Source organism: Amygdalobacter nucleatus, assembly GCF_029167365.1.
In the GTDB taxonomy this organism is placed as follows: Bacteria; Bacillota; Clostridia; order Saccharofermentanales; family Fastidiosipilaceae; genus Amygdalobacter; species Amygdalobacter nucleatus.
This window is the reverse complement of the sequence record NZ_JARFNM010000001.1, coordinates 612,450-632,588: the sequence shown is the minus strand read 5'-3', so window position 1 is coordinate 632,588 and position 20,139 is coordinate 612,450. Positions and strand designations below refer to the sequence as shown.

General features: G+C 38.4%; 18 protein-coding genes and 1 tRNA gene. 5 read left to right on the top strand and 14 right to left on the bottom strand.

All coding sequences use genetic code 11. The features are described from left to right. Window positions 1-23: 23 nt before the first annotated feature. A complete protein-coding gene (locus PYS62_RS02820; RefSeq protein WP_082714283.1) occupies window positions 24-1,328 on the bottom strand; it encodes a methionine gamma-lyase family protein in 1,305 nt (434 codons plus the stop codon). 467 nt (window positions 1,329-1,795) lie between these two features. On the opposite strand from PYS62_RS02820, the gene PYS62_RS02815 reads away from it, so the two are divergent. From PYS62_RS02815 to PYS62_RS02805, 3 genes are all read left to right on the top strand, one after another. After that, entirely contained in the window at window positions 1,796-2,359 is a 564-nt protein-coding gene (locus tag PYS62_RS02815) for a helix-turn-helix domain-containing protein (RefSeq protein WP_066713357.1), read from the top strand. Continuing rightward, a complete protein-coding gene (locus PYS62_RS02810) occupies window positions 2,290-3,177 on the top strand; it encodes an IS3 family transposase (RefSeq protein ID WP_082714282.1) in 888 nt (295 codons plus the stop codon). Before PYS62_RS02815 ends, PYS62_RS02810 begins: the two co-directional genes overlap by 70 nt. A gap of 500 nt (window positions 3,178-3,677) precedes the next feature. Continuing rightward, window positions 3,678-3,962: a hypothetical protein gene (locus PYS62_RS02805; protein WP_066713696.1), complete on the top strand. Its 285-nt coding sequence runs from the start codon at window positions 3,678-3,680 to the stop codon at window positions 3,960-3,962. A 169-nt stretch (window positions 3,963-4,131) separates the two neighbouring features. Here the strand turns inward: PYS62_RS02805 and PYS62_RS02800 are convergent, their stop codons facing one another. From PYS62_RS02800 to PYS62_RS02785, 4 genes are all read right to left on the bottom strand, one after another. Continuing rightward, entirely contained in the window at window positions 4,132-5,259 is a 1,128-nt protein-coding gene (locus PYS62_RS02800) for a M20/M25/M40 family metallo-hydrolase (RefSeq protein WP_066713699.1), read from the bottom strand. A 31-nt stretch (window positions 5,260-5,290) separates the two neighbouring features. Beyond that, window positions 5,291-5,959 carry a hypothetical protein gene (locus PYS62_RS02795; RefSeq protein WP_066713701.1) on the bottom strand — a complete coding sequence of 223 codons (669 nt, stop codon included), beginning with the start codon at window positions 5,957-5,959 and terminating at the stop codon, window positions 5,291-5,293. Between the two features lie 12 nt (window positions 5,960-5,971). Beyond that, window positions 5,972-6,673: a DUF5058 family protein gene (locus PYS62_RS02790; protein WP_066713703.1), complete on the bottom strand. Its 702-nt coding sequence runs from the start codon at window positions 6,671-6,673 to the stop codon at window positions 5,972-5,974. A gap of 106 nt (window positions 6,674-6,779) precedes the next feature. Continuing rightward, entirely contained in the window at window positions 6,780-7,982 is a 1,203-nt protein-coding gene (locus tag PYS62_RS02785; protein WP_315572749.1) for a M20 metallopeptidase family protein, read from the bottom strand. A gap of 158 nt (window positions 7,983-8,140) precedes the next feature. On the opposite strand from PYS62_RS02785, the gene PYS62_RS02780 reads away from it, so the two are divergent. Together PYS62_RS02780 and PYS62_RS02775 are read left to right on the top strand one after the other, a co-directional pair. Further along, window positions 8,141-9,346 carry a helix-turn-helix domain-containing protein gene (locus PYS62_RS02780; RefSeq protein ID WP_066713705.1) on the top strand — a complete coding sequence of 402 codons (1,206 nt, stop codon included), beginning with the start codon at window positions 8,141-8,143 and terminating at the stop codon, window positions 9,344-9,346. A 67-nt stretch (window positions 9,347-9,413) separates the two neighbouring features. Then, a tRNA-Leu gene (locus tag PYS62_RS02775) sits at window positions 9,414-9,497 on the top strand. A 74-nt stretch (window positions 9,498-9,571) separates the two neighbouring features. Here PYS62_RS02775 and PYS62_RS02770 read toward each other — a convergent pair. The 9 genes from PYS62_RS02770 to trmFO all read right to left on the bottom strand — a co-directional run bounded on the left by PYS62_RS02770 (window position 9,572) and on the right by trmFO (window position 20,133). Then, complete coding sequence (locus tag PYS62_RS02770; protein WP_066713708.1) at window positions 9,572-10,612, bottom strand: tRNA (adenine(22)-N(1))-methyltransferase TrmK; 1,041 nt, start codon at window positions 10,610-10,612, stop codon at window positions 9,572-9,574. Window positions 10,613-10,630: 18 nt separating this feature from the next. Then, entirely contained in the window at window positions 10,631-11,722 is a 1,092-nt protein-coding gene (gene rpoD, locus PYS62_RS02765) for an RNA polymerase sigma factor RpoD (protein WP_315574086.1), read from the bottom strand. A gap of 453 nt (window positions 11,723-12,175) precedes the next feature. Then, window positions 12,176-14,098: a DNA primase gene (dnaG, locus tag PYS62_RS02760; protein ID WP_066713711.1), complete on the bottom strand. Its 1,923-nt coding sequence runs from the start codon at window positions 14,096-14,098 to the stop codon at window positions 12,176-12,178. 34 nt (window positions 14,099-14,132) lie between these two features. After that, window positions 14,133-15,626: a thioether cross-link-forming SCIFF peptide maturase gene (gene scfB / locus PYS62_RS02755; RefSeq protein ID WP_082714298.1), complete on the bottom strand. Its 1,494-nt coding sequence runs from the start codon at window positions 15,624-15,626 to the stop codon at window positions 14,133-14,135. 106 nt (window positions 15,627-15,732) lie between these two features. Then, window positions 15,733-15,879, bottom strand: a complete 147-nt coding sequence (gene scfA / locus PYS62_RS02750; RefSeq protein WP_066713714.1) for a six-cysteine ranthipeptide SCIFF — start codon at window positions 15,877-15,879, stop codon at window positions 15,733-15,735. A gap of 17 nt (window positions 15,880-15,896) precedes the next feature. Then, on the bottom strand, window positions 15,897-16,235 hold the full coding sequence (gene yajC, locus PYS62_RS02745) for a preprotein translocase subunit YajC (protein ID WP_066713717.1): 339 nt from the start codon (window positions 16,233-16,235) through the stop codon (window positions 15,897-15,899). A gap of 130 nt (window positions 16,236-16,365) precedes the next feature. Beyond that, complete coding sequence (tgt, locus tag PYS62_RS02740) at window positions 16,366-17,544, bottom strand: tRNA guanosine(34) transglycosylase Tgt (protein WP_066713720.1); 1,179 nt, start codon at window positions 17,542-17,544, stop codon at window positions 16,366-16,368. A gap of 21 nt (window positions 17,545-17,565) precedes the next feature. Beyond that, window positions 17,566-18,627, bottom strand: coding sequence for a tRNA preQ1(34) S-adenosylmethionine ribosyltransferase-isomerase QueA (gene queA, locus PYS62_RS02735; RefSeq protein WP_066713724.1), 1,062 nt, complete (start codon window positions 18,625-18,627; stop codon window positions 17,566-17,568). 81 nt (window positions 18,628-18,708) lie between these two features. Beyond that, entirely contained in the window at window positions 18,709-20,133 is a 1,425-nt protein-coding gene (trmFO, locus tag PYS62_RS02730; protein ID WP_082714299.1) for a methylenetetrahydrofolate--tRNA-(uracil(54)-C(5))-methyltransferase (FADH(2)-oxidizing) TrmFO, read from the bottom strand. Window positions 20,134-20,139: the final 6 nt, after the last annotated feature.

The window sequence follows — 20,139 nt, the reverse complement described above, 5'->3', positions numbered from 1 at the left end:
TAATTATCTTAAAACATATTAAATCATGAATTAAGCAAATCGTTAGTAGCTAGCAAAACAGCTAGTTTGACATTTTCATAAACCAAGCCACCTTGCATATAGGCTGTATACGGTGCTTTGATTGGGCCATCGGCACTTAATTCCAAAGAAGAGCCTTGAACAAAGGCGCCACAAGCCATAATAACTTCTGAATCATAGCCTGGCATTGCCCAAGGGATTGGCTTAAAGTGGCTATCAATTGGAGAAGCTGCTTGAATTGCCTGACAGAACTTTACAAGTTCTTCTGGTTTAGCAAATTCCAATAATTGCACTATATCCGAACGGATACCCTTTGCTTTTGGCTGCGAAACAACACCATGTTTACTGAACCATAACGCGGCAAATTCCATACCTTTAAGGCACTCAGCCACGACATGCGGGGCAAAATAGAAGCCTTGGACCAAGTTCCTGTTAAAGCCAAGTGAAGGTCCAACTTCTCCCCCTAAGCCCGGTGCTGTCAAATGTGCATGTGCTTTTTCTACTAAATCAGCTCTACCAGCCACATAACCGCCACAAGGAGCTAAGCCACCGCCTGGATTCTTGATTAGAGAGCCGGCAATTAAATCTGCGCCGACTTGAGTTGGCTCCATAGTTTCAGTAAATTCGCCATAACAATTATCAACAAAAACAATTACTTCTGGCTTTTTAGCTTTAACTGCTGCGATTACTTCTTTCAACTCGTTAATCGTAAAGGCCTTTCTGCGTTGATAGCCACGTGAGCGTTGCAAATGCACGACCTTTGTTTTTTCATTGATCTTACTGAGTATTTCAGGAATATTAGGTAAACCTTTGGCTGTTAATTCTGCTTGTTGATAAGTTACGCCTAAATCACGTAAGGAGCCTAAATCTTTGTTAGCAGCCTCGCCAAAGCCAAGGATGCTGTCTAATGTATCATATGGCTTGGAAAAAGCAGCTAATAGCTCATCGCCTGGTCTTAAGCAAGCGTATAAGGCTGTTGCGATAGCCTGTGTGCCAGAGCTAATACTTAAGCGCACCAAAGCAGATTCAGCGCCAAATGCCTTAGCATATATTTGTTCTAATTTTTCTCTGCCGCTGTCATTGTAACCATAGCCCGTGCTAGCTACAAAATCAGTTTCAGCATACTTCGCATCCTGCATAGCATGTAAAACTTTCAGTTGATTATACGCCTTATTAGCCTCGATTCTGGCGAAGCTTTCGCTTAATTCTGCTTCAACTGTTTCAGCTTCACTAACTAATTCAGGCTTAATGCCCCAAAGTCCATAAGCTTGTTTAGCTAAATTCAAACGATACTCATCTATATTAGTCATACTATCTCCTGTCATGTGCTTAAATGGTAAGCAAATAGCTTAATATGCACAAATATTTAAAATAGGCTATTTATAGGAATTTGTCAAAAAATACGTACATTAATCACATTTTTATATTGACTATATTTTTTATAAGTATGTATAATTTTCTAGAGTAATTAGAGAGGGAATTTTTTAGATGAAAAACTACTTACTTTACTTGTCACTCTTTCAGTCATGAATATAACTGTCAAAGCTGATAACGAAACTCCCCCCCACCTGCAAATAATAGTCTAACTTGGGAACTAAGTGATTTTAGACTTGCTCAAGACAAGAAAGGCATTACTGCCCGTGTTGTCACAGCAAACGAATCGTCTTATGGTAACCCGTTCAGTGACCAGGAGATGGAAAAAATAAAGCAACCCCATACGCTTGTCATTCTGATATGTACCCCTTTTACTGGACACAACCAGTGAAAGGGGTTTTGTATGAAATACGATTATGCTTTTAAACTTAATGCTGTAGAACTATATCGCTCTGGTCAGTGGATTGAGACACCAGAAGGTATAAGTCAAAAGAATTTTAGAAAAAGAATTGTACAATGGTCAAGAATTGCAGATATATATGGTCTTGATTCTCTTCGGCATCCAACTACATGTAAAGAACGTTCGGCTGAATGTAGATATCAGTTAGTAGCTCGTGTACTTGCTGGTGAATCACAAAAATCTGTTGCTATTAGTGCAGGAATTGATAGTGGATTATTGTCTAAATGGGTTCAGACATATAAAGTTAAAGGGTATGAAGGATTAAATCTCAAAAAAGGCAGAAAAAGTAAGAAGGAAGCAAACGTGAGCAAGAAATCCAAACCCACTGATTTAACCCCATCAGAACGTGAAGAATTAATTCGTCTTAGAGCAGAAACTGAATACTTAAAAACGGAGAATGAAGCAATAAAAAAATTAATCGCCTTGAGACACGAAAAATGGGCTGCGGAACTCAAGGCGAAAAAGCAGCAATCATCAAAGAACTCCGTGAAAAAGGATACCAATTAAAATATCTCTTAAAAGCTATTGGCATGTCTAAATCAACTTATTATTTTGAGATTAACAAATCAGATGTAGTTGCTGATCGCAATGAAGAATTACTGATTGTTATTAGAGAAATATTTGAAAAAAACAAGCATAGATATGGTGTTCGTAGAATTTATCATGAATTACTAAATCGTGGATATCATATAAATCATAAGCGAGTTCAACGCCTTATGCATAAAGCAGGATTAGCTGGTAAGCGTCCAAAGGAAAAATATCATTCTTATAAGGGCGAAGTAGGTAAGATTGCTGATAATGTAATAAATAGGGATTTCAGTACAACAGCACCATTGCAGAAATGGACAACAGATGTCTCTCAGTTTAATTTTTCATGGGGGAAATGCTATATCTCTCCAGTACTGGATATGAATACGAATGAAATCATTTCATATAATTTATCAACAAGCCCGAATCTTGAGCAGGTATCAAGAATGCTGGATAGAGCTTTTGAAAAATTCCCATCTGTTGAAGGGCTTATATTTCATTCAGACCAAGGTTGGCAGTATATGCATGCCTATTTTAGAAATACCTTACAGAAACACGGTATTGTACAGTCTATGTCGCGAAAAGGTAATTGTTATGACAACTGTATAATGGAAACCTTCTTCGGAAGACTAAAGAATGAGATGTATTACGGCTATGAGAAAGATTATTCCTCCTTCGAAGAATTCTCAAAAGCAGTTGAAGAATATATAGATTACTATAATAATAAAAGAATTCAGGCAAAAACAAAATGGATGCCTCCTGTACAATACAGGATAGCATCCATGTGTCCAGCCTAGTTCATAAATATGTGTCCAGTATTCTGGGTACATATCATTCCTGAAGGGGTAGAATACATTGATGAAAATGCTTTCAATTTTAACCATCACAAACAAACTATCAAGCAAATTATTTTTCCTAGTTCTCTAAAAAAATTGCATATGGCGCTTTCTTTGGAAATAGCATAGAGGGAACTTTAACTTTACCGCCAAATATTATGTATGTTGGACGTGTCTCATTTCAAAGTAACAAGATAAGCAAGGTTATCTTACCTGCAAGTTTATCCTCTGACACAGCTGAAGGCCTAGGCGAACAAGCCTTTACAGATAACAAAATTAGTGAAATTGTAGCCTAAGGTGATTTTGCCAAAATAAAATTCAATATTGACCAACAAAATTTAAATAATCTAGGGAGCGCACCCTTTTCTAACCAAACTCTCGGAACAACTAAAATTGAAGTGGGCGCTGCTTATACACAGTCTCTTACTATCTCGGATCAAAATAATTATCAAGTAAGCTATTTGGAAGGATTTAAGGAAAATGGTAAACCTGTACAATTGCAAAATTCAACCTTTTTCAAACAATATAACCAAAAATATATAGCTAGTAAAGCTGGCAAATTAGATGGTCAATGTATGTTATATAAGAAATCTAACGGGAATTATAAGCTTATCGATAACGCTGATTTCTCTTACGAAATTACCGCAAGTTCACCGCTAAAGCCAGTTTCTGACGACGATGACGACAAAAGCAAGCCAAATCCTGCTCCGAATTATGTCCCTAACGAAAGACTGTCAGTAAAATAGGTGAGCTAAAAGCTAAAGCAAATGGATTTGTACTGTTCCTAATTGCTCTTACCATTTACACTAAAAAATCTATATATAGAAGCATTAAAACTAAGTTTTATAATATATAAAAAGGTTCGTCAGTTTAAACTGACGAACCTCTAGGTGGAGCACTAAAAAAGTGCAAATTTTATTTCTTCCAGAATTTTAACAATGCCTGACAAGCTACTAGCATTTCACGGACATCAATTGCTTCACGCACAGTATGAGGATTAATCATACCAACGCCAATGATAATTGAGTTAAATCCTTCATAAGCGAAGAAGTTTGCATCTGATCCACCACCAATAACTTGTAACTCAGCATCAACACCAATTTGCTTGTAAACTTCGATAAATTCCTTTGCAAAAGCACAATCATCTGGTGAATTCAAGCGTGGATATTGCCATTCCTTAACAAGTTTAAAACTACCACCATATTTAGCAGCTGTCTTTTTACCAATTTCTTCATATTCAGCTAAGTATTTCTCAATCTTCTCTTCTGAATGTGAGCGCATCTCGCCGTAAGCCTCAGCATAATTTTGCACAACGTTTGTAGGACCATCCGCTTTGAAAATAGAAATGTTTGCTGTTGTCTCATTATCAACACGAGCTGTCTTATATTGCAAAATAGTTTCAGCCAAGATCATGATTGCATTTATACCTTTTTCAGGTTCGATACCACCATGTGCAGCCTTACCATGAGCAATCAAACGATAATTTGTTGCAGTTGGTGCCTTATAAGCAACATACTTGGATGGACCAGCATTATCAACAACAATTACGCGCTTGCTTGGTTGCATATGTTTGTAAACTTCTTGCCAATCAATATTACGCGCACCAATTAAGCCTGTCTCTTCGCCAGGTGTGAAAATCACCCAAATTGGCTCATGATCATAATGATGGTCAACCAAATATTTAAGTGCATAAAGCACACAAGCTACGCCACCTTTGTCATCAGCACCTAAAGTTGTCGTACCATCTGTTTTGATAATATCGCCATCTTCAATTGGCTTAACGCCCTCATTAGGTTGTACTACGTCCAGATGTACAGAAATTGTAACGCCTTCACCTGGCACTGTGCCCTCTAATTTACAGAAAATACTGCCTAAATCGCCACCGAATTTCTCATTGGAATTATCAGCATAAATTTCAGCGCCTAGATCACGCATGAACTTGGTGACAAAATCGCCCATATTCTTTTCATGTTTTGCTGGTGAATGAATGCTGACCAGTGTTTTAAATAAATCCACTAATTCCTGCCTATTCAACTTTTCCATATTAACCTCTTTCTAGACACCTAATGTGTTATTAGCTATGTTTTTTGATTTCTTCAATTTGTGTTTTAGCAACCATAATTGAACTGAAAACAGCTGTTAAAGTCACTAAGAACGAGAAATTGCCAGGTATAAATTGCACAATCTTGGTCATAACAAGTGAAATACCTAAAGCCCAGACAGCCGTCTTCCAGGATTTAATTGCAAATTGACCAAAGATACCACCATATAGAGCTGGAATAATTAAGCCAAGCACTCTAGAAACGCTATCTGGTAAACTTGAAATGATAGTCTGACCTAAAACTGTAGCCAAGAATACAAAGAAAATACCAACGTAAACTGAAACTGCCATACCAATAGTACCAATCAACGAACCTTCACGTGTACCAGTTTTAAAACCAGAACCTTCAATAGCTGTAGCAGCTGCTGGAATACGCATATTTACAGAGTTACCAGACAAGGTTGAAAGATACAAACCAGCTGTACCAACAATTGGATAATAAGAAATTGGTTCACTCAGATAAAAGGCGCCTGAAACAGAAATTTGGGAAATTGCACCAGCTACAACAGCTGCCCAACCTGGGAAATAGCCAAAATAGACTGCCATCAACAAAGGTGGTAATAAGCAAGCAATAGCACCCAAAACCATGGTTGTTCGACCGACTCGAACTATGCCGCGATTATATTTTTCAAAAGCATCCATTTTACACCTCCATTAGAAGAACAAAACAGCGATAATAGCGCCGCCGAACATAGCAAATGTTAATGACCATTGCTTAAGCCATGGAATTTTCTTACCCATCATTTGGCAAACAACCATAATCACTAAACCTAAAGCACCAGCAACTGTAACAGCTGGATTTACTGTAACTTTCAAAATATTGTCGACATTGAAATAAGCAAAAGCACCAAGCATAGCGCCAACACTAACTGCTGGCAAAAGAGCTTTGCGTCCGCCTGTAAGTAACTTATTAACAGCTTCCATACGATGTGCAAAGAAGAATGTAAAAATGAGCCAGCCCATAACACCTAAAGCTGGTGTCCACAAAGCATTCGCAAACACAACTGGATCCATGCTTGTAGCTAATTCACCACCCATTGCTTTAGCACCAAAATTAGCAGCCATTGTTTCATAGTTAGTACCACCGATAACGCTCATACGTAAAGCGGTAACAGGGGCACCCAATGTTACAATTAGCGCCCAAATCGAACCAACAACCCCTAGTGCAGGTCCAATAGAATTCAAAAAGGCTGTTTTCATACCTTGTTTAACTTGAGCCTGATCCATGCCAATTTCTTTAGAACATTGCAAAGATTTTTGCAAAATGATTGTTGCTTGAACCAAGATAAGCAAAATACCTAATCCGCACACCAAATACATTAAAGGATGGTGCGCATAATACCATTGGTTATTCATAATAACCCCCTTAAATTAGCCGTAGCTATATTTTTAACTAGCTTCATCTACCAGCTTTTGTCTTTGTCGACTAAAACAATCGCCATAAACTAATCTAGCTATTAACTTAATTTAAAAAGTCCTCAACCGTCGCTAAAAAGATTGCCATACCTGTAACTAAACTGGATTCGTCAATCGTGAAATGATCTGAATGATTAGAGTAATAATGTCCATTTTCATCTGTCATTGAATTCAAAAGGAAGAAATATGTACCTGGAACTTCATTTAAGAAATAGGCCATATCATCGCCACCCATTGTTGGATTTTCAATAGTAATAACTCTATCTTGGAACATCTCCTTAGCTAAAGCTTTGACTCGTTCTGTAAAATTCTTATCATTATTTAGGATTGGATAATAACGTTCATAATTTAACTCGACTGACCCTCCATATGTCTGAGCTATACCCTGAGCTATTTCTCCAATTCGTCTTTCAATTAAATCCTGTACTTTCGCATTTAAGCTTCGTGATGTACCAGTCAAAACCACTTGATCTGGAATAATATTTTGGGTAAAACCACCTTCTATTTTGCAAACTGAAACAACTGCTCTTTCGACTGGTGGAATCTCCCTTGAAACAATTTTTTGCAAAGCTAAAATAACTTCAGCCGCTATCACAATCGGATCAATACTGCGATCAGGATTAGCACCATGTCCGCTTTTGCCCTTTATAGTCAATGTAAACTTATCCATAGCTGCCATCAGCGCTCCACTCTTAAAAGCAACTTGGCCATTTTTAACGCCTTCCAATAAATTACCGACATGCAAACCGATAACTGCATTTGGCTTAGGATCTTGCATTGCTCCCTCTTTAATCATTGGCAAAGCCCCACCTGGAATTTCTTCACCAGGTTGAAACAAAAATTTCACAGTTCCATGAAAGAAATTAGGATGCTGACTTAAAATTACGGCTGTTGTCAGAGCCATTGCCATATGCGAATCATGTCCACAAGCGTGCATAAAGCCGGGATGTTTCGAACTAAACTCTAATCCAGTTGCCTCCTTTATTGGCAAACCATCCATATCAGCACGAATAGCTAAGCAATTATGGTCTGCATCAGCATTAGGATCTTGTCCTTTCACTAATGCTACAATGGCATTACCCTCCAATAGAAGCTTGTATTCAATACCATATTTTTGCAAAACAGTCTGTATATATTGACTTGTTTCTGGTAAATTCAATTCAGGTTCGGGGATTTGGTGTAAATCTCGTCTAAACTTTCTACATAATTCTGAATATTCCTGGGCTAATGCTAACGCTTTCATAGCCATACCAATCACACTTTCTCCATTTATATCTGATATACAAGCACAAGAACAATTTCTGAAACGCGTCTATATCACGTCTTAAACTTGTCTTTAATTAAAATTATATACAACTTTGTTGTGACGTCAAGCACATTTTTAGGTAAATCTGCTATAATTTAGTCATGAACATCTTACTAATTGGTACGGCAGAGTCTGTACGTGAAATAAAAAATATGGTTGCAGACTTTCCCGTCGAAACCACTTGTTGCTATGCTGAAGATACTTCTGAAATTAAAAATCAGCTAGCAGCTTTACCAACTAATATCGATGGTATTTTCGCAAGTGGTAAAGCTGTATATTACGAAATTATCAATAATTATCATCCAACCGTTCCAATTTATTACGCTAAACGATTGGTCTTAGGCTTTAGTAAAAGCATTGTCGCTTATTTAAGGAGCAAAAAAAATTACAAGAGGCCATTATTTGACATTATTGATCGAAAACTAGTTGAATATTTAATCAGTCAATACGAACTAGAATTTGAGAAAACAACAATTATTGAATACGATCAGAGAGTAAGTGAAAGTCATTATTTACTTTCATACATAAACTTGTACAAAACTGCTGAAGTAGACGTCATCTTTACAGCCTTTGGCTATACTTACGACATGTTAAAAACCTTAAACATCCCCTGCTTCCGTATCCCAGCTACCAAGTATGATTTACTGGCTGACTTTCAAAATCTGATGCGTGAAATTGAATTACAGCAAAATAAGCACAAGGCTATCAGCGTGCATAATCTTCACTTTTCAGGCGATAAAGGTGAACAAATGCATTTTTATAAAGCTTATGCTAATTTTGTCCAGGGTATCTATCTTCCCAATACTGAGCAACATTTAGTTATCAGTAACAACAGCTTCAATATAGATCAATTGCGGTATTACCTTTTGGAGACATTAGGAATAAAGCAAGCTGGTCAATTAAGTATTAGCATAGCTGATGGCAGTAATGTTCAAAACTGCATTGATAACTCAATTTATGCACGTAGTTTTATTGATGAGCACTATCCACTTGCTTTGTATACTGACCATCAAGTGCAACGTTATAGTCTAACTGCGAATGAAAAATCGGTGGCTGTTGATTTAATCAGCGAAATTTCTAGTAAAACTGGTCTTTTACGCAAACATCTTCATAATCTCGTAAACTATATGCAGAATAATGAAGACTGTAAACTCACTACTTCACAACTAGCAATCATTCTAGGCTTAACCAAGCGTTCTGCTTCAAGAATCATGAACACGCTTGTACAAGCTCAATATGCGCGTGAAATTCCAACTTATACAGACACAATAGGTCGACGCGAGAAATGCATAGAACTACTTATTTAGCTGAAAGCACGCAGATTATAAAAATTTGACTTTCCTCTAAAAATTAGCTATTATTCTATAGTGTTTCGCGGTCGTGGTGAAACTGGTAGACACGCAGCGTTGAGGTCGCTGTGGAGTAAAATCCTTGCAAGTTCGAATCTTGTCGACCGCATTTTGAGTCCAGACTTGAGTCTGGATTTTTTATTTTATATAGTCTTGCAGCTCCCTATTGCAGACATTTAGCATCTAACAATTTAAGCAATGCAAAAATGCTTGCCAAAGCGCTTTTTCTTCACTTGGTACATGCTCAACTTTTGTATATAGATAAGCTAATTTATGCTTATAATATTTAAGTAAAACATCAAGGTATTCTGCCTTGGCACTCACCTTTGGTCCAGCCAAATTCAAAGTTTTATCTCCGCACAAAGCTGGATAATTAACCCATTTGGGAAATTCTAACGGCAAATTAGCTTCTCCGACTGTTAATAGCGCCGTTAATCCACAATTAATCAAAGCTAACAGATATTGCCAGTAATCTGCCTTTTGTTCAATTTGACTAGCTTGATTATATAATTTCGTAATTTCAGTCAAAATTACTTGTACATCATCGCTACGCCAATTAGAATTAAGGCCAATTTTGGCCTTGCAAGTTTGCTGCCATAAAGCAAGTTGCTTCACCTTAGCTCTATCAGCTAATAGCATCGCTTGACCGCAATTTTTAGCTAATTTAAGCAATCTATCTGTTTGTGCCTGTTTAATTTGTAAAGCCTGATATGGGTAATTTTGCAATAAAATAACTTCTTGCACCCGTCCTTTGTCAAGGACTAATGACTCATGCAAAATGGAAAAGTCATGCAAATAAGCTGCTAATTTGAATTTGGCCGCTAACTGCATAGGCTGCGCTACTATAAACAACGGTACTCTATCTTTATAATCTAAAGCTGCCAGGCGCTTGTCGTTACAGATAATCTGCCAAAGCGTTTCACCACTTAAACCAGCTAAAACAACAGAATCACCAGCCTCCACCTTCTCATGCTTGCTTAATCCATCAGATAAAAGACAATGCACATTGTTAAGTTTTAATTTGCTTAGTAATAAGTCTTTTGCACGAGCTAGAGGTTTACTTGCAATATCTGAGGCAAAAACTTCAGACAAAGGAAAAGCACTAGCATATGCTGCGCTGACCAAGCCATGATCACAGGCTAAGTCATGCACCCTATAACAAGCTAGTGCCTCTAAAATGGCTACGATTGTAGCTAATCTAGGTTCCAGTTGTTTATCTGCCATAAACTAAAAAATTAATGCCTAATCCATATAGCCACGCAAATGCTTTGAACGATTTGGATGACGCAATTTACGCAAAGCCTTGGCTTCAATCTGACGAATTCTTTCACGTGTAACATCAAATTCTTTGCCAACTTCTTCCAACGTGCGTGTCCTGCCATCATCAAGTCCAAAGCGCAAACGCAAAACCTTTTCCTCACGTGGTGTCAATGTTGACAAGACGTCGTTAAGCTGTTCTTTCAACAATGAGAAAGCCGTCTGATGCTCTGGTGATGGTGCATCATCATCTGGAATAAAGTCACCCAAGTGGCTATCTTCCTCTTCACCAATTGGCTTTTCAAGCGATACAGGCTCTTGCGAAATCTTCATAATTTCACGTACCTTATCTTCTTTAAGTTCTAACACCTTAGCTAGTTCATCAACTTCTGGCTCTCTGCCTAATTCCTGCAACAAAGTACGTTGTGCACGCACAAGCTTATTAATCGTTTCAACCATATGCACAGGAATACGAATTGTACGTGCTTGGTCAGCAATCGCACGTGTAATTGCTTGGCGGATCCACCAGGTTGCATAGGTACTAAATTTGAATCCTTTTGTATAGTCGAACTTTTCAACAGCTTTAAGTAAGCCCAAATTACCCTCTTGAATTAAATCAAGGAAGCTCATGCCACGTCCGACATAGCGCTTAGCAATCGAAACTACCAAACGTAAGTTAGCCTCACAGAGGTGATCTCTAGCTTCAATATCGCCAGCTTGCATGCGTTGAGCTAAGACCTTCTCATCTTCAGCTGTCAATAGATTAACTTTACCAATCTCTTTCAAGTACATACGAACAGGATCATCAACACCAACTAAATCATAGTTAGCTGCATTATCCTTCTCTTCTTCGGTGATCTCTTCCTCTTCTTCATCTTCATCGCTTACCTCGATGTTGCGTTCATTCAGTTCTTCAATAATGCTAGCAATATCATCTGGCTCCAAATCGAACAATTCAAACTGTTCGTTAATTTCACGCATACTTACGTGATTATCATTATTCTTAGCTAATTCAACGATAGCATCTAAAACAGAACCTTTAGCATCATGACTTGCCAAACGCTTGCAAGCTAACAAAGCTTTTTTGCGCTCATCATCAGTAGCTTCAATCAGTTCATCATCATCGTCATCTTCAGACTTTGCAACTTGATCATCTAAAGAAGACAAACTATTCAAATCTAAATTCGTATCAACTATTTCATCCTCGTAAGAAATATTGCCGTCAAACTCGATTTCTTCTTCCTCGTCTTTTAGCTGAGCCACCGAGTAATCATCATCCAACAATTCTTCGCTTGAATTATCTGTCAGCGTGTCTTTTTTTATGCTCTTCTTAGTAACAGTTTTGCTTGTCTTTTTAGTAGTACCCTTCACTTTCTCGGGCTTTACCTTCGCCTTAGCTACTTTATCCTTCAATGTCTCCATTTCGGTGGATTTTATCGTAATCTTTTTCGCCATAAGACACCTGCTTTCATTAAATAACTATTAGACAGTTAGCGTTTATTATACCATAATTCATCGCTACTTGGCCATTTAACGCCTAAGAATCGCCAATTCTCGGTTCAATTGCTGGTAGTGTTGTCTCAGCTTTGCCTTTTCCTCATCTGAGGCATAAAGCTTATTTCTAATCTGCCATGACAGCTTGTTAATTTGCTTCTGCAAGCTCTCACACTTCAATAAGAGTAAATTATTATGCAAGCTGTTATGACTAGCTTTTTTATCTGTAATTTCATTTTCCTGCATAAACAATTTAGCTATCTCACTGGCTGTTTTAGTACTTACTGAATTAAATGCAAGTAAATGCAACAATGTCGCCGTATCTAACTGATTTTTAGCTAATAGCGGCTTCAAAGTTAGCCACAAATCTTTTATTGTCGATAATTTCGAAAACTCTTTATCTAAAGTCTCAGCACATTCTTGATACAGTAGATTATCGTTGATTAACAACCATAAAATGTTCAAAAAAGGCTGTGGTAAATCTTTATTCTGCTTAGCTGTAAGTTCAGTTTTCGATCTAATAGCTTGTTCATCAATCGAAGAAGTTGACTTAACATTGCTCTCTGAACTAGGCAATTTTACTACTTGACTAGGCAAAGTTTGTGTCTGCTTCGCTTCGTACTCCATGTTACGCAAAAACTGCCGATACTCGTCAGATTTTTTGTATAGCAAAACTTCTTGCTTAATGGTTTCCTCGCTATACGAAGCAACTTTTTTTCTAACTTCCTGCAAACCTCTTGCAAAATTAATAGGGCCACGCAAGTTAGCCAAAATAGCTATTGCTTCTTTGAAAAAAACAACCTCATCAAAAGCCCCGTTACTTGTTCTAGCATTATCAAAAGCACTATTTATACGCCACGTTAAAGCAGACTCAGCTGTTTTGACTAGGCGCTGAAACGCGTCTATACCAAATTTGCGCACATATTCATCAGGATCTTTTGCATCTTTAACTTTCAAAACTTGCGGTTGTAAGCCCTGCAATTCCAAGCGTAACAAGCTAAGATGACTGGCTTTTTGACCAGCTTGATCACTATCAAAGCACAAAACTACTTGCCGATTTAACAATTTCAATAAATGAGCTTGTTTGTTCGTCAAAGCCGTCCCTAAGCAAGCTACCACCTGCTGATAGCCACGGCTCAATAAACTGATAGCATCCATATAGCCTTCAACAACAAGAATTTCCTCTGCATTTGAGCGCTTAGCAAAGTTGTAAGCATAAAGATGCTGTCCTTTGACATAAATTGGAGTTTCGGGTGAATTAATATATTTGGGTTTGCTCTGATCCAAAACACGGCCGCCAAACGCAACTACACGATCATAGCGATCCATAATTGGAAATATCAAACGATTTCTAAACAGATCATACAATTGGCCATTTTTCTCACGCACCAACCCTGAATCTAGCATCTCAGTCTTGGTGAAATGTTGTTTAAGTAAAAAATTAGTTAAGCCATGGCCTGAACCCAAAGCTGCACCTAAGCCATAAGCTTGCACAGCCTTTTGCTCTAAAGACCTAGATTGTAAATAAGCTTGGACTTGACTTGCATACTTGCTCTGCAAACAAGCGTAATAATATTTAGCTGCTAAATTAGCCAATAAAAACTGGCGTTTGTCCTTGGCTTGCTCAACTTGCTCAGCCTTTGATTCTTTGTAAGTATCTAACTTCCATTCAATATGCAAACGCTTAGCTAGAAAAGCTAGAGCCTCTTTCCACTCAATATGTTCAATATCGCGGATAAAGGCAACACAATCGCCACCTTTATGGCAGCCAAAGCAATAATAAATTTGCTTGCTAGCTGAAACACTAAATGAGGCTGTTTTCTCCTGATGAAACGGACAAATGCCAAAATAATTATTTGAGCTCTTTTTTTGTAACGTAACATATTCAGAAACCAAATCGACTATATCGATTTGGTCCTTAATCTGTTGATACAATTCGCTTCTAGCATACTCAGTCAATACTAAAGCTCCTCAAACAAAACATAGCTATTAATTAGCAATGTGGGCCAGCACTGCTTTCTGTATCACAGCCACCGCCACAGCCAGAGCCGCAAATAGCTACTTCGTCAATGTCAGGTTGAATTTGAGCCTGCAAACCGCCACGCTCTTTGGCCTTTAACCAAAGTGAGCACTCAAGTCGTTTCTGCTCCATAATACAACCGATTTTGTAATTTTTATGCAAATCGCTATTCTGGTGCCAGTTATTAGCTGGGCAACCACCACCGCAATGGTAACGTGACCAACAATTCAAGCAATCATGCGAATTCAAAGTGAACAAATCCTTAAATTTAGCTTGAACTTTCTTATCTAATTCATCTGGTTGCGTATCATTGACGTTACCCATGATGTACTGTTCTTCACCAACGAACTGGTGACAAGGGTAAATCGAGCCGTTAGGTGTCACAGCAATATACTCTGTTCCAACTCCACAGCCTTTGTAACGTTTGAAAGCGCAGGCTCCACCTTCCAATTGCACATTGAAGTGGAAGAAGCGATAAGGATGTTCACCATCCTTGGTCTGTTGGTAATGCACAGCTAACTTCTCATATTCTTCCAAAACTTTTGGTATATCACTGTCACGCAAACGAAAATCATCTGTCGGTTTCGCAACAACTGGTTCCATACTGATTTGACGTAAGTCTAAAGTAGCCAAATGTTTAACATCTTCGCTAAAGTCAGTATTGTAATGGGTAAACGTACCACGCACGTAATACTCTTTGTTACCACGATCTAGCACGAACTTCTTTATCTTTGGCATAACGTGTGAATATGAGCCATGACCACCAACAGCTGGGCGCAACTTATCTTGAATTTCAGGACGACCATCAATTGACAAAACACAGTTCTTCATGTGCTCATTGATAAACTTTGTACGCTCATCGTTTAACAAAAGTGCGTTAGTTGTAACAGTCAATCTTATCTTCTTATTATGCTTTGGTGCTTCTTCCTCACAATAAAGTGTTAAAGCCTTCAAAACTTTCCAGTTCATCAAAGGTTCACCACCGAAGAAGTCAATATCCAAGTTACGGCGTGGGCCGGAAGCTTTGATCAAGAAATCAACCGCCTTTTTGCCTGTTTCATATGACAACATCTCTCTGTGGCCGGTTGCATAATCACCGCAAGATGCAAAGCAATACTGGCAACGTAAGTTACAGTCATGGCTGATATTCAAGCACATTGACTTAATACGTGGTGCGGCTGGATAAAGCTGCTCAGGTTTAATTTCAGCTGTTTTAGCGCCAATATGGCCACTTTCAATAAAAGGTTTTAAATCTGCCCAGCACTTCTCTAATTCGGCATAATCCAAATGGTTCATTGCCGCTATTAATTTACGTTCATCATCAGATAATTGAGGCGGATTATTGCAATTAACCAATTCACTAACAGCCTTCAACAAGGCCCAGGCATATTCATCACAACAAACTAATGCTTGTGTTTCTGCATCATAGACGAGCTTATCGCCCTGCATCTCAAAGCAATGTAACATTCGCAAATCCTCCTCATCAATAATAACTACTGATGCAACTAATTTTTGAGAAAATAAAGAGCCGTAAAACGGCTCTCTTTCGCTTAGATTAAAATAACCGTTGACCTTAGTCAGCAATTCTCTCGCAAGGTTGGTTACCAACCGTACAACTGGTCTTGCAAGCTGATTGACAAGACGTTTGGCATTCACCGCAAGCTGCGCCTACAGCATACAGTTTTGTAGAACCTTTACTAATCATAGTAAAATGTGTCATTTTACAGCCTCCTCTACTTACTTCTTTTCAGTTTTGGTCGCTTGTGCTGTGGTTGGTTTGAGCAGGTTCACTGCATCGCGCCGGAAAGTCACCATAGTTTGGGCAACACTGCTAGCAATAGTGATATCATCGTCTTTAATATTAACGATTTTACCAACCAAGCCGCCAATTGTAATAACCTGATCACCGGCTTTAAGTTGAGAACGTTCCAACTTTTGGCGCTTCTCAGTACGTTTCTGAGGCAGAATCAACGTGAAATAAATCAAAACTAGCATCAAAATAGTAAATCCAAGTGTTGTTACCATACTAGCCGTTGGGCTAGCTGCTAAAACCAAATGTTGTGCGTTTCCTAACATATTAAAAACCTCTTGATCAAACTACTGAATATATTCTAACGGAAATGTCTGTTACTATCAAGCGCTATAAATACCCTAATTGTCTCTAAAATCAATTAATTAATATTTACAATGCCTGTATTTTCCCGCTCTACGACTGAAAATCCTGCTTAGCACCATAGTTAGAATTTGCATAAAAATCATGCCTGAAATCCATGCTGCGATCTGCAAAAATAGCCTTCCGCAACGCAACTGTGAAATCTTGCAAGAATTGCAAATTATGCCACGACATCAAGCGCAAACCAAATATTTCTTTACATTTCAGCAAGTGACGAATATAAGCACGTGTATAATTTTTGCAAGCATAGCATGTGCAATTAGCATCAATCGGCTCAAAGCAACGTGCATTTTTCGCATCTCGAATAATTTCTCTGCCTCGCCAAGTCAAAGCCGAACCATTTCTACCAATTCTAGTTGGCAAAACACAATCGAACATATCTATACCACGTAAGGCGCCTTCCAAAATATAATCTGGTGTGCCAACACCCATAAGATAATGCGGCTTATTCCCTGGTAGATATGGCCGAACTGCATCTAACATTGAGTTCATCAACGCTGGTGGTTCACCAATACTTAAGCCACCAACTGAATAACCAGGCAAATCAAATGACGTTATCTCTTTAGCTGACTGTACACGCAAATCGGCAAACATACCGCCTTGAATAATGCCGAATAAACCTTGTTCTTTCGAACGACTATGTGATTTGACGCAGCGCTCCAACCAGCGTGTTGTCCTACTAGCTGAATCAATAATATAGTTTCTATCTGCATCATATGGCGCACATTCATCAAAAGCCATGATAATATCTGCACCCAATTTATTTTCAATTTGGATTGCCTTTTCAGGTGACAAGAACTGGGCTGAGCCATCTAATTCAGAGCGGAAATGAACACCCTCTTCTTTAATATTTCTAAGGTCACTTAAACTCCAAACTTGGAAGCCGCCACTATCAGTTAAAATAGCACCGGGCCAATTCATAAACTTATGCAAGCCACCTGCTTCAGCTACAATATCTTCTCCTGGACGCATCCACAAATGATAAGTATTAGCCAATAGAATGCGTGAGCCCATTTGCCAAATTTCTTCTGGCGCCATGCATTTAACCGTCGCCTGCGTGCCAACTGGCATAAAAGTTGGCGTAGCTATATCGCCATGTGGTGTATGCAAAATACCAGCTCTCGCGCCACTTTGCTTACACACATGTTCTAATTCAAACCAAATTGGATATTTCTTAGCCAACTCTTCCTTTGTCAAATTTTTGCTCAGCATATCTTCCTCTCTTCTCACTTATCACTTCTTCTCTTCTACACGAAAAGCACCAATACCTTTTCGATGAATCAACATAGCATCACCAAAGCTATAGAAACGATATTTTTCTTTAATAGCATGATCATATGCACTAAAAATTTCTTCTTTGCCTGCCAAAGCTGAAACAAGCATCATCAAAGTTGATTCAGGCAAGTGAAAATTAGTAATCATCGCATCGACAATTTTGAACTTGAAACCAGGATAGATAAAAATACTTGTATTGCCATGTTGAGCTTCTATGTGGCCATCTTCAGAAGCTACTGTTTCTAGCACACGACAAGATGTAGTACCAACTGCAATTACACGTCCGCCTTTAGCTCTGCGCTCGTTAATAATCTTAGCCGTATCAGCTGGCATCACATAATATTCAGTATGCATATGATGCTCTTCTACATTTTCCACCTTAACTGGTCTAAACGTACCTAAGCCAACATGCAAAGTCAGATAAACTGGTAAAATATCCATATCAGCTAATTTTTTTAACAGCTCTTTCGTAAAATGTAAGCCTGCTGTTGGGGCAGCTGCTGAACCATTCTCCTTAGCATAAACTGTCTGATAACGGTTTTGGTCTTCCAACTTTTTATGGATATATGGTGGCAAAGGCATTGTTCCTGCTCTATCTAATATTTCTTCCCACACACCAGTGAAATTGAAATGAACGATACGTGATCCATCATCACTATAATCTAAGATTTCGGCACTTAACTCATCTTTAATAAATTCGATATGACAGCCTGGACGCAAGCGCCGACCAGGATTAACTAAGCATTGCCAATCTGTTGTATTAATTCTTTTAAGTAGCAATACTTCAACTGGTTTTTGCATGCCTTCTTTGGCGCCAATCAAACGTGCTGGCATAACCTTGGTATTATTCAAAACTAAAGTATCACCTGGTCTTAAATAATTCGGCAAATTATAAAAATGGCTATCATCTACATCACCGACACCATTTACAATCAAAAGCCTTGATTCATCACGCCGTTCAGTTGGACTTTGGGCAATTAATTCTAGCGGCAAATCATAACCAAAATCACTCGTTTTCACTTCTTTTTCCTCGATTACTAAAGTTCAATTGCAGTTTTTAAGCTGTACATCTCATCATTATAGCGCAGAAATGGAGCTAATTTACGCAATTTCTTCTGCATCTGTATCCAATGCTCGTTGCCAAGCTTGCAAAGCCTGAGTTTGGCACTTAATAAATTCTGTATGTTCAGATAATAAAGGCCATAATTCTGTTTGGAAAAACTCTGTTAATGCTTGAATGCTCCGCTTAGCATAAGCCTTACCTTTCAAGCGTTTATCACGATAATTTTCAGCAAGTTCAGGCAATATACCCAAATTAGCTGTCATTGGTTGGAAATTAGCCTGCTCTGTACATATGTATCTAATTAAAGAACCTAACATACAAACTTGTGGCAATTCTAAGTTCTTAGAATTGTTAGTTTGCAAGGCAACATATATATTCAAAGCAGCCCACAAACCAGAAGCTATCGCTGGTACATAGCCTTCCATGCCTGTAATTTGGCCAGCAAAATAAACACTTTTAGCATATTTAGAAGCCAAACTGTCAGTTAAGAAAGCTGGACTATGTAAATAACTGTTTCGATGCATAACTCCATAGCGGGCTAAACTAGCCTCTTTTAGCGCTGGAATTAAGCCAAACACGCGTTTTTGCTCTGGCCATTTTAATTGCGTTTGAAAACCAACTATGTTGTACAAAGTCTTAGCCATATTATCTTGTCTTAATTGCACGCAAGCATAGGGCCGTTTGCCTGTTACTGGATCCACTAATCCAACTGGTTTTAAAGGTCCAAACAATAATGATTTGTAACCAGTCATAGCTATCTGTTCAACCGGCATGCAACCTTGAAATAATAATTTTCGCTCAAAGTCATGCACTTCTGCACGTTCAGCTGAAATTAAGGCTTCGTAAAAAGCTGTATATTCAGCCTTATTCATCGGGCAGTTCAAATATGCCGCTTCGCCACGCTCATATCTTGACATGTAAAAGGCATGCTCAAAGTCAATTGAATCTTTTTCAATTAAAGGTGCCTGAGCGTCAAAGAAATACGCTAATTTCACTTTGTTATCAGCGCTACTCAAATAAGTTTGCAAATTAGTCAGGAAATCCATGTCTGTAAGTGGACCTGTAGCTACTAATTGGTAACATTCATCATCACATAAAGCTTTTATGCTAGCTGGATGAACCGTAATTAACGGTTCAGCCTGAATAGCATCTGTCACTTTGTCGGCAAAACAGTCTCTATCAACAGCCAAAGCCCCGCCAGCTTCAACAGCTGACTCTTTCGCATATTGCAACAAAGTTGAACCTAAGGCCAAAGCTTCACCTTTTAGCATACCTGAGGCTACATATGGCCGTTTGGCTTTCAAAGAATTAGAACAAACGAGTTCTGCAAATTTATCTGTCTTGTATACAGGTTTAGCAGTGAGCGTTTTTTCCTCATACAAATCAACTTTTACGCCTAACTTAGCTAAAGTCAAAGCAGCTTCCGATCCTGCTAAGCCGCCACCATATATCATTACTCTCATTCTGTT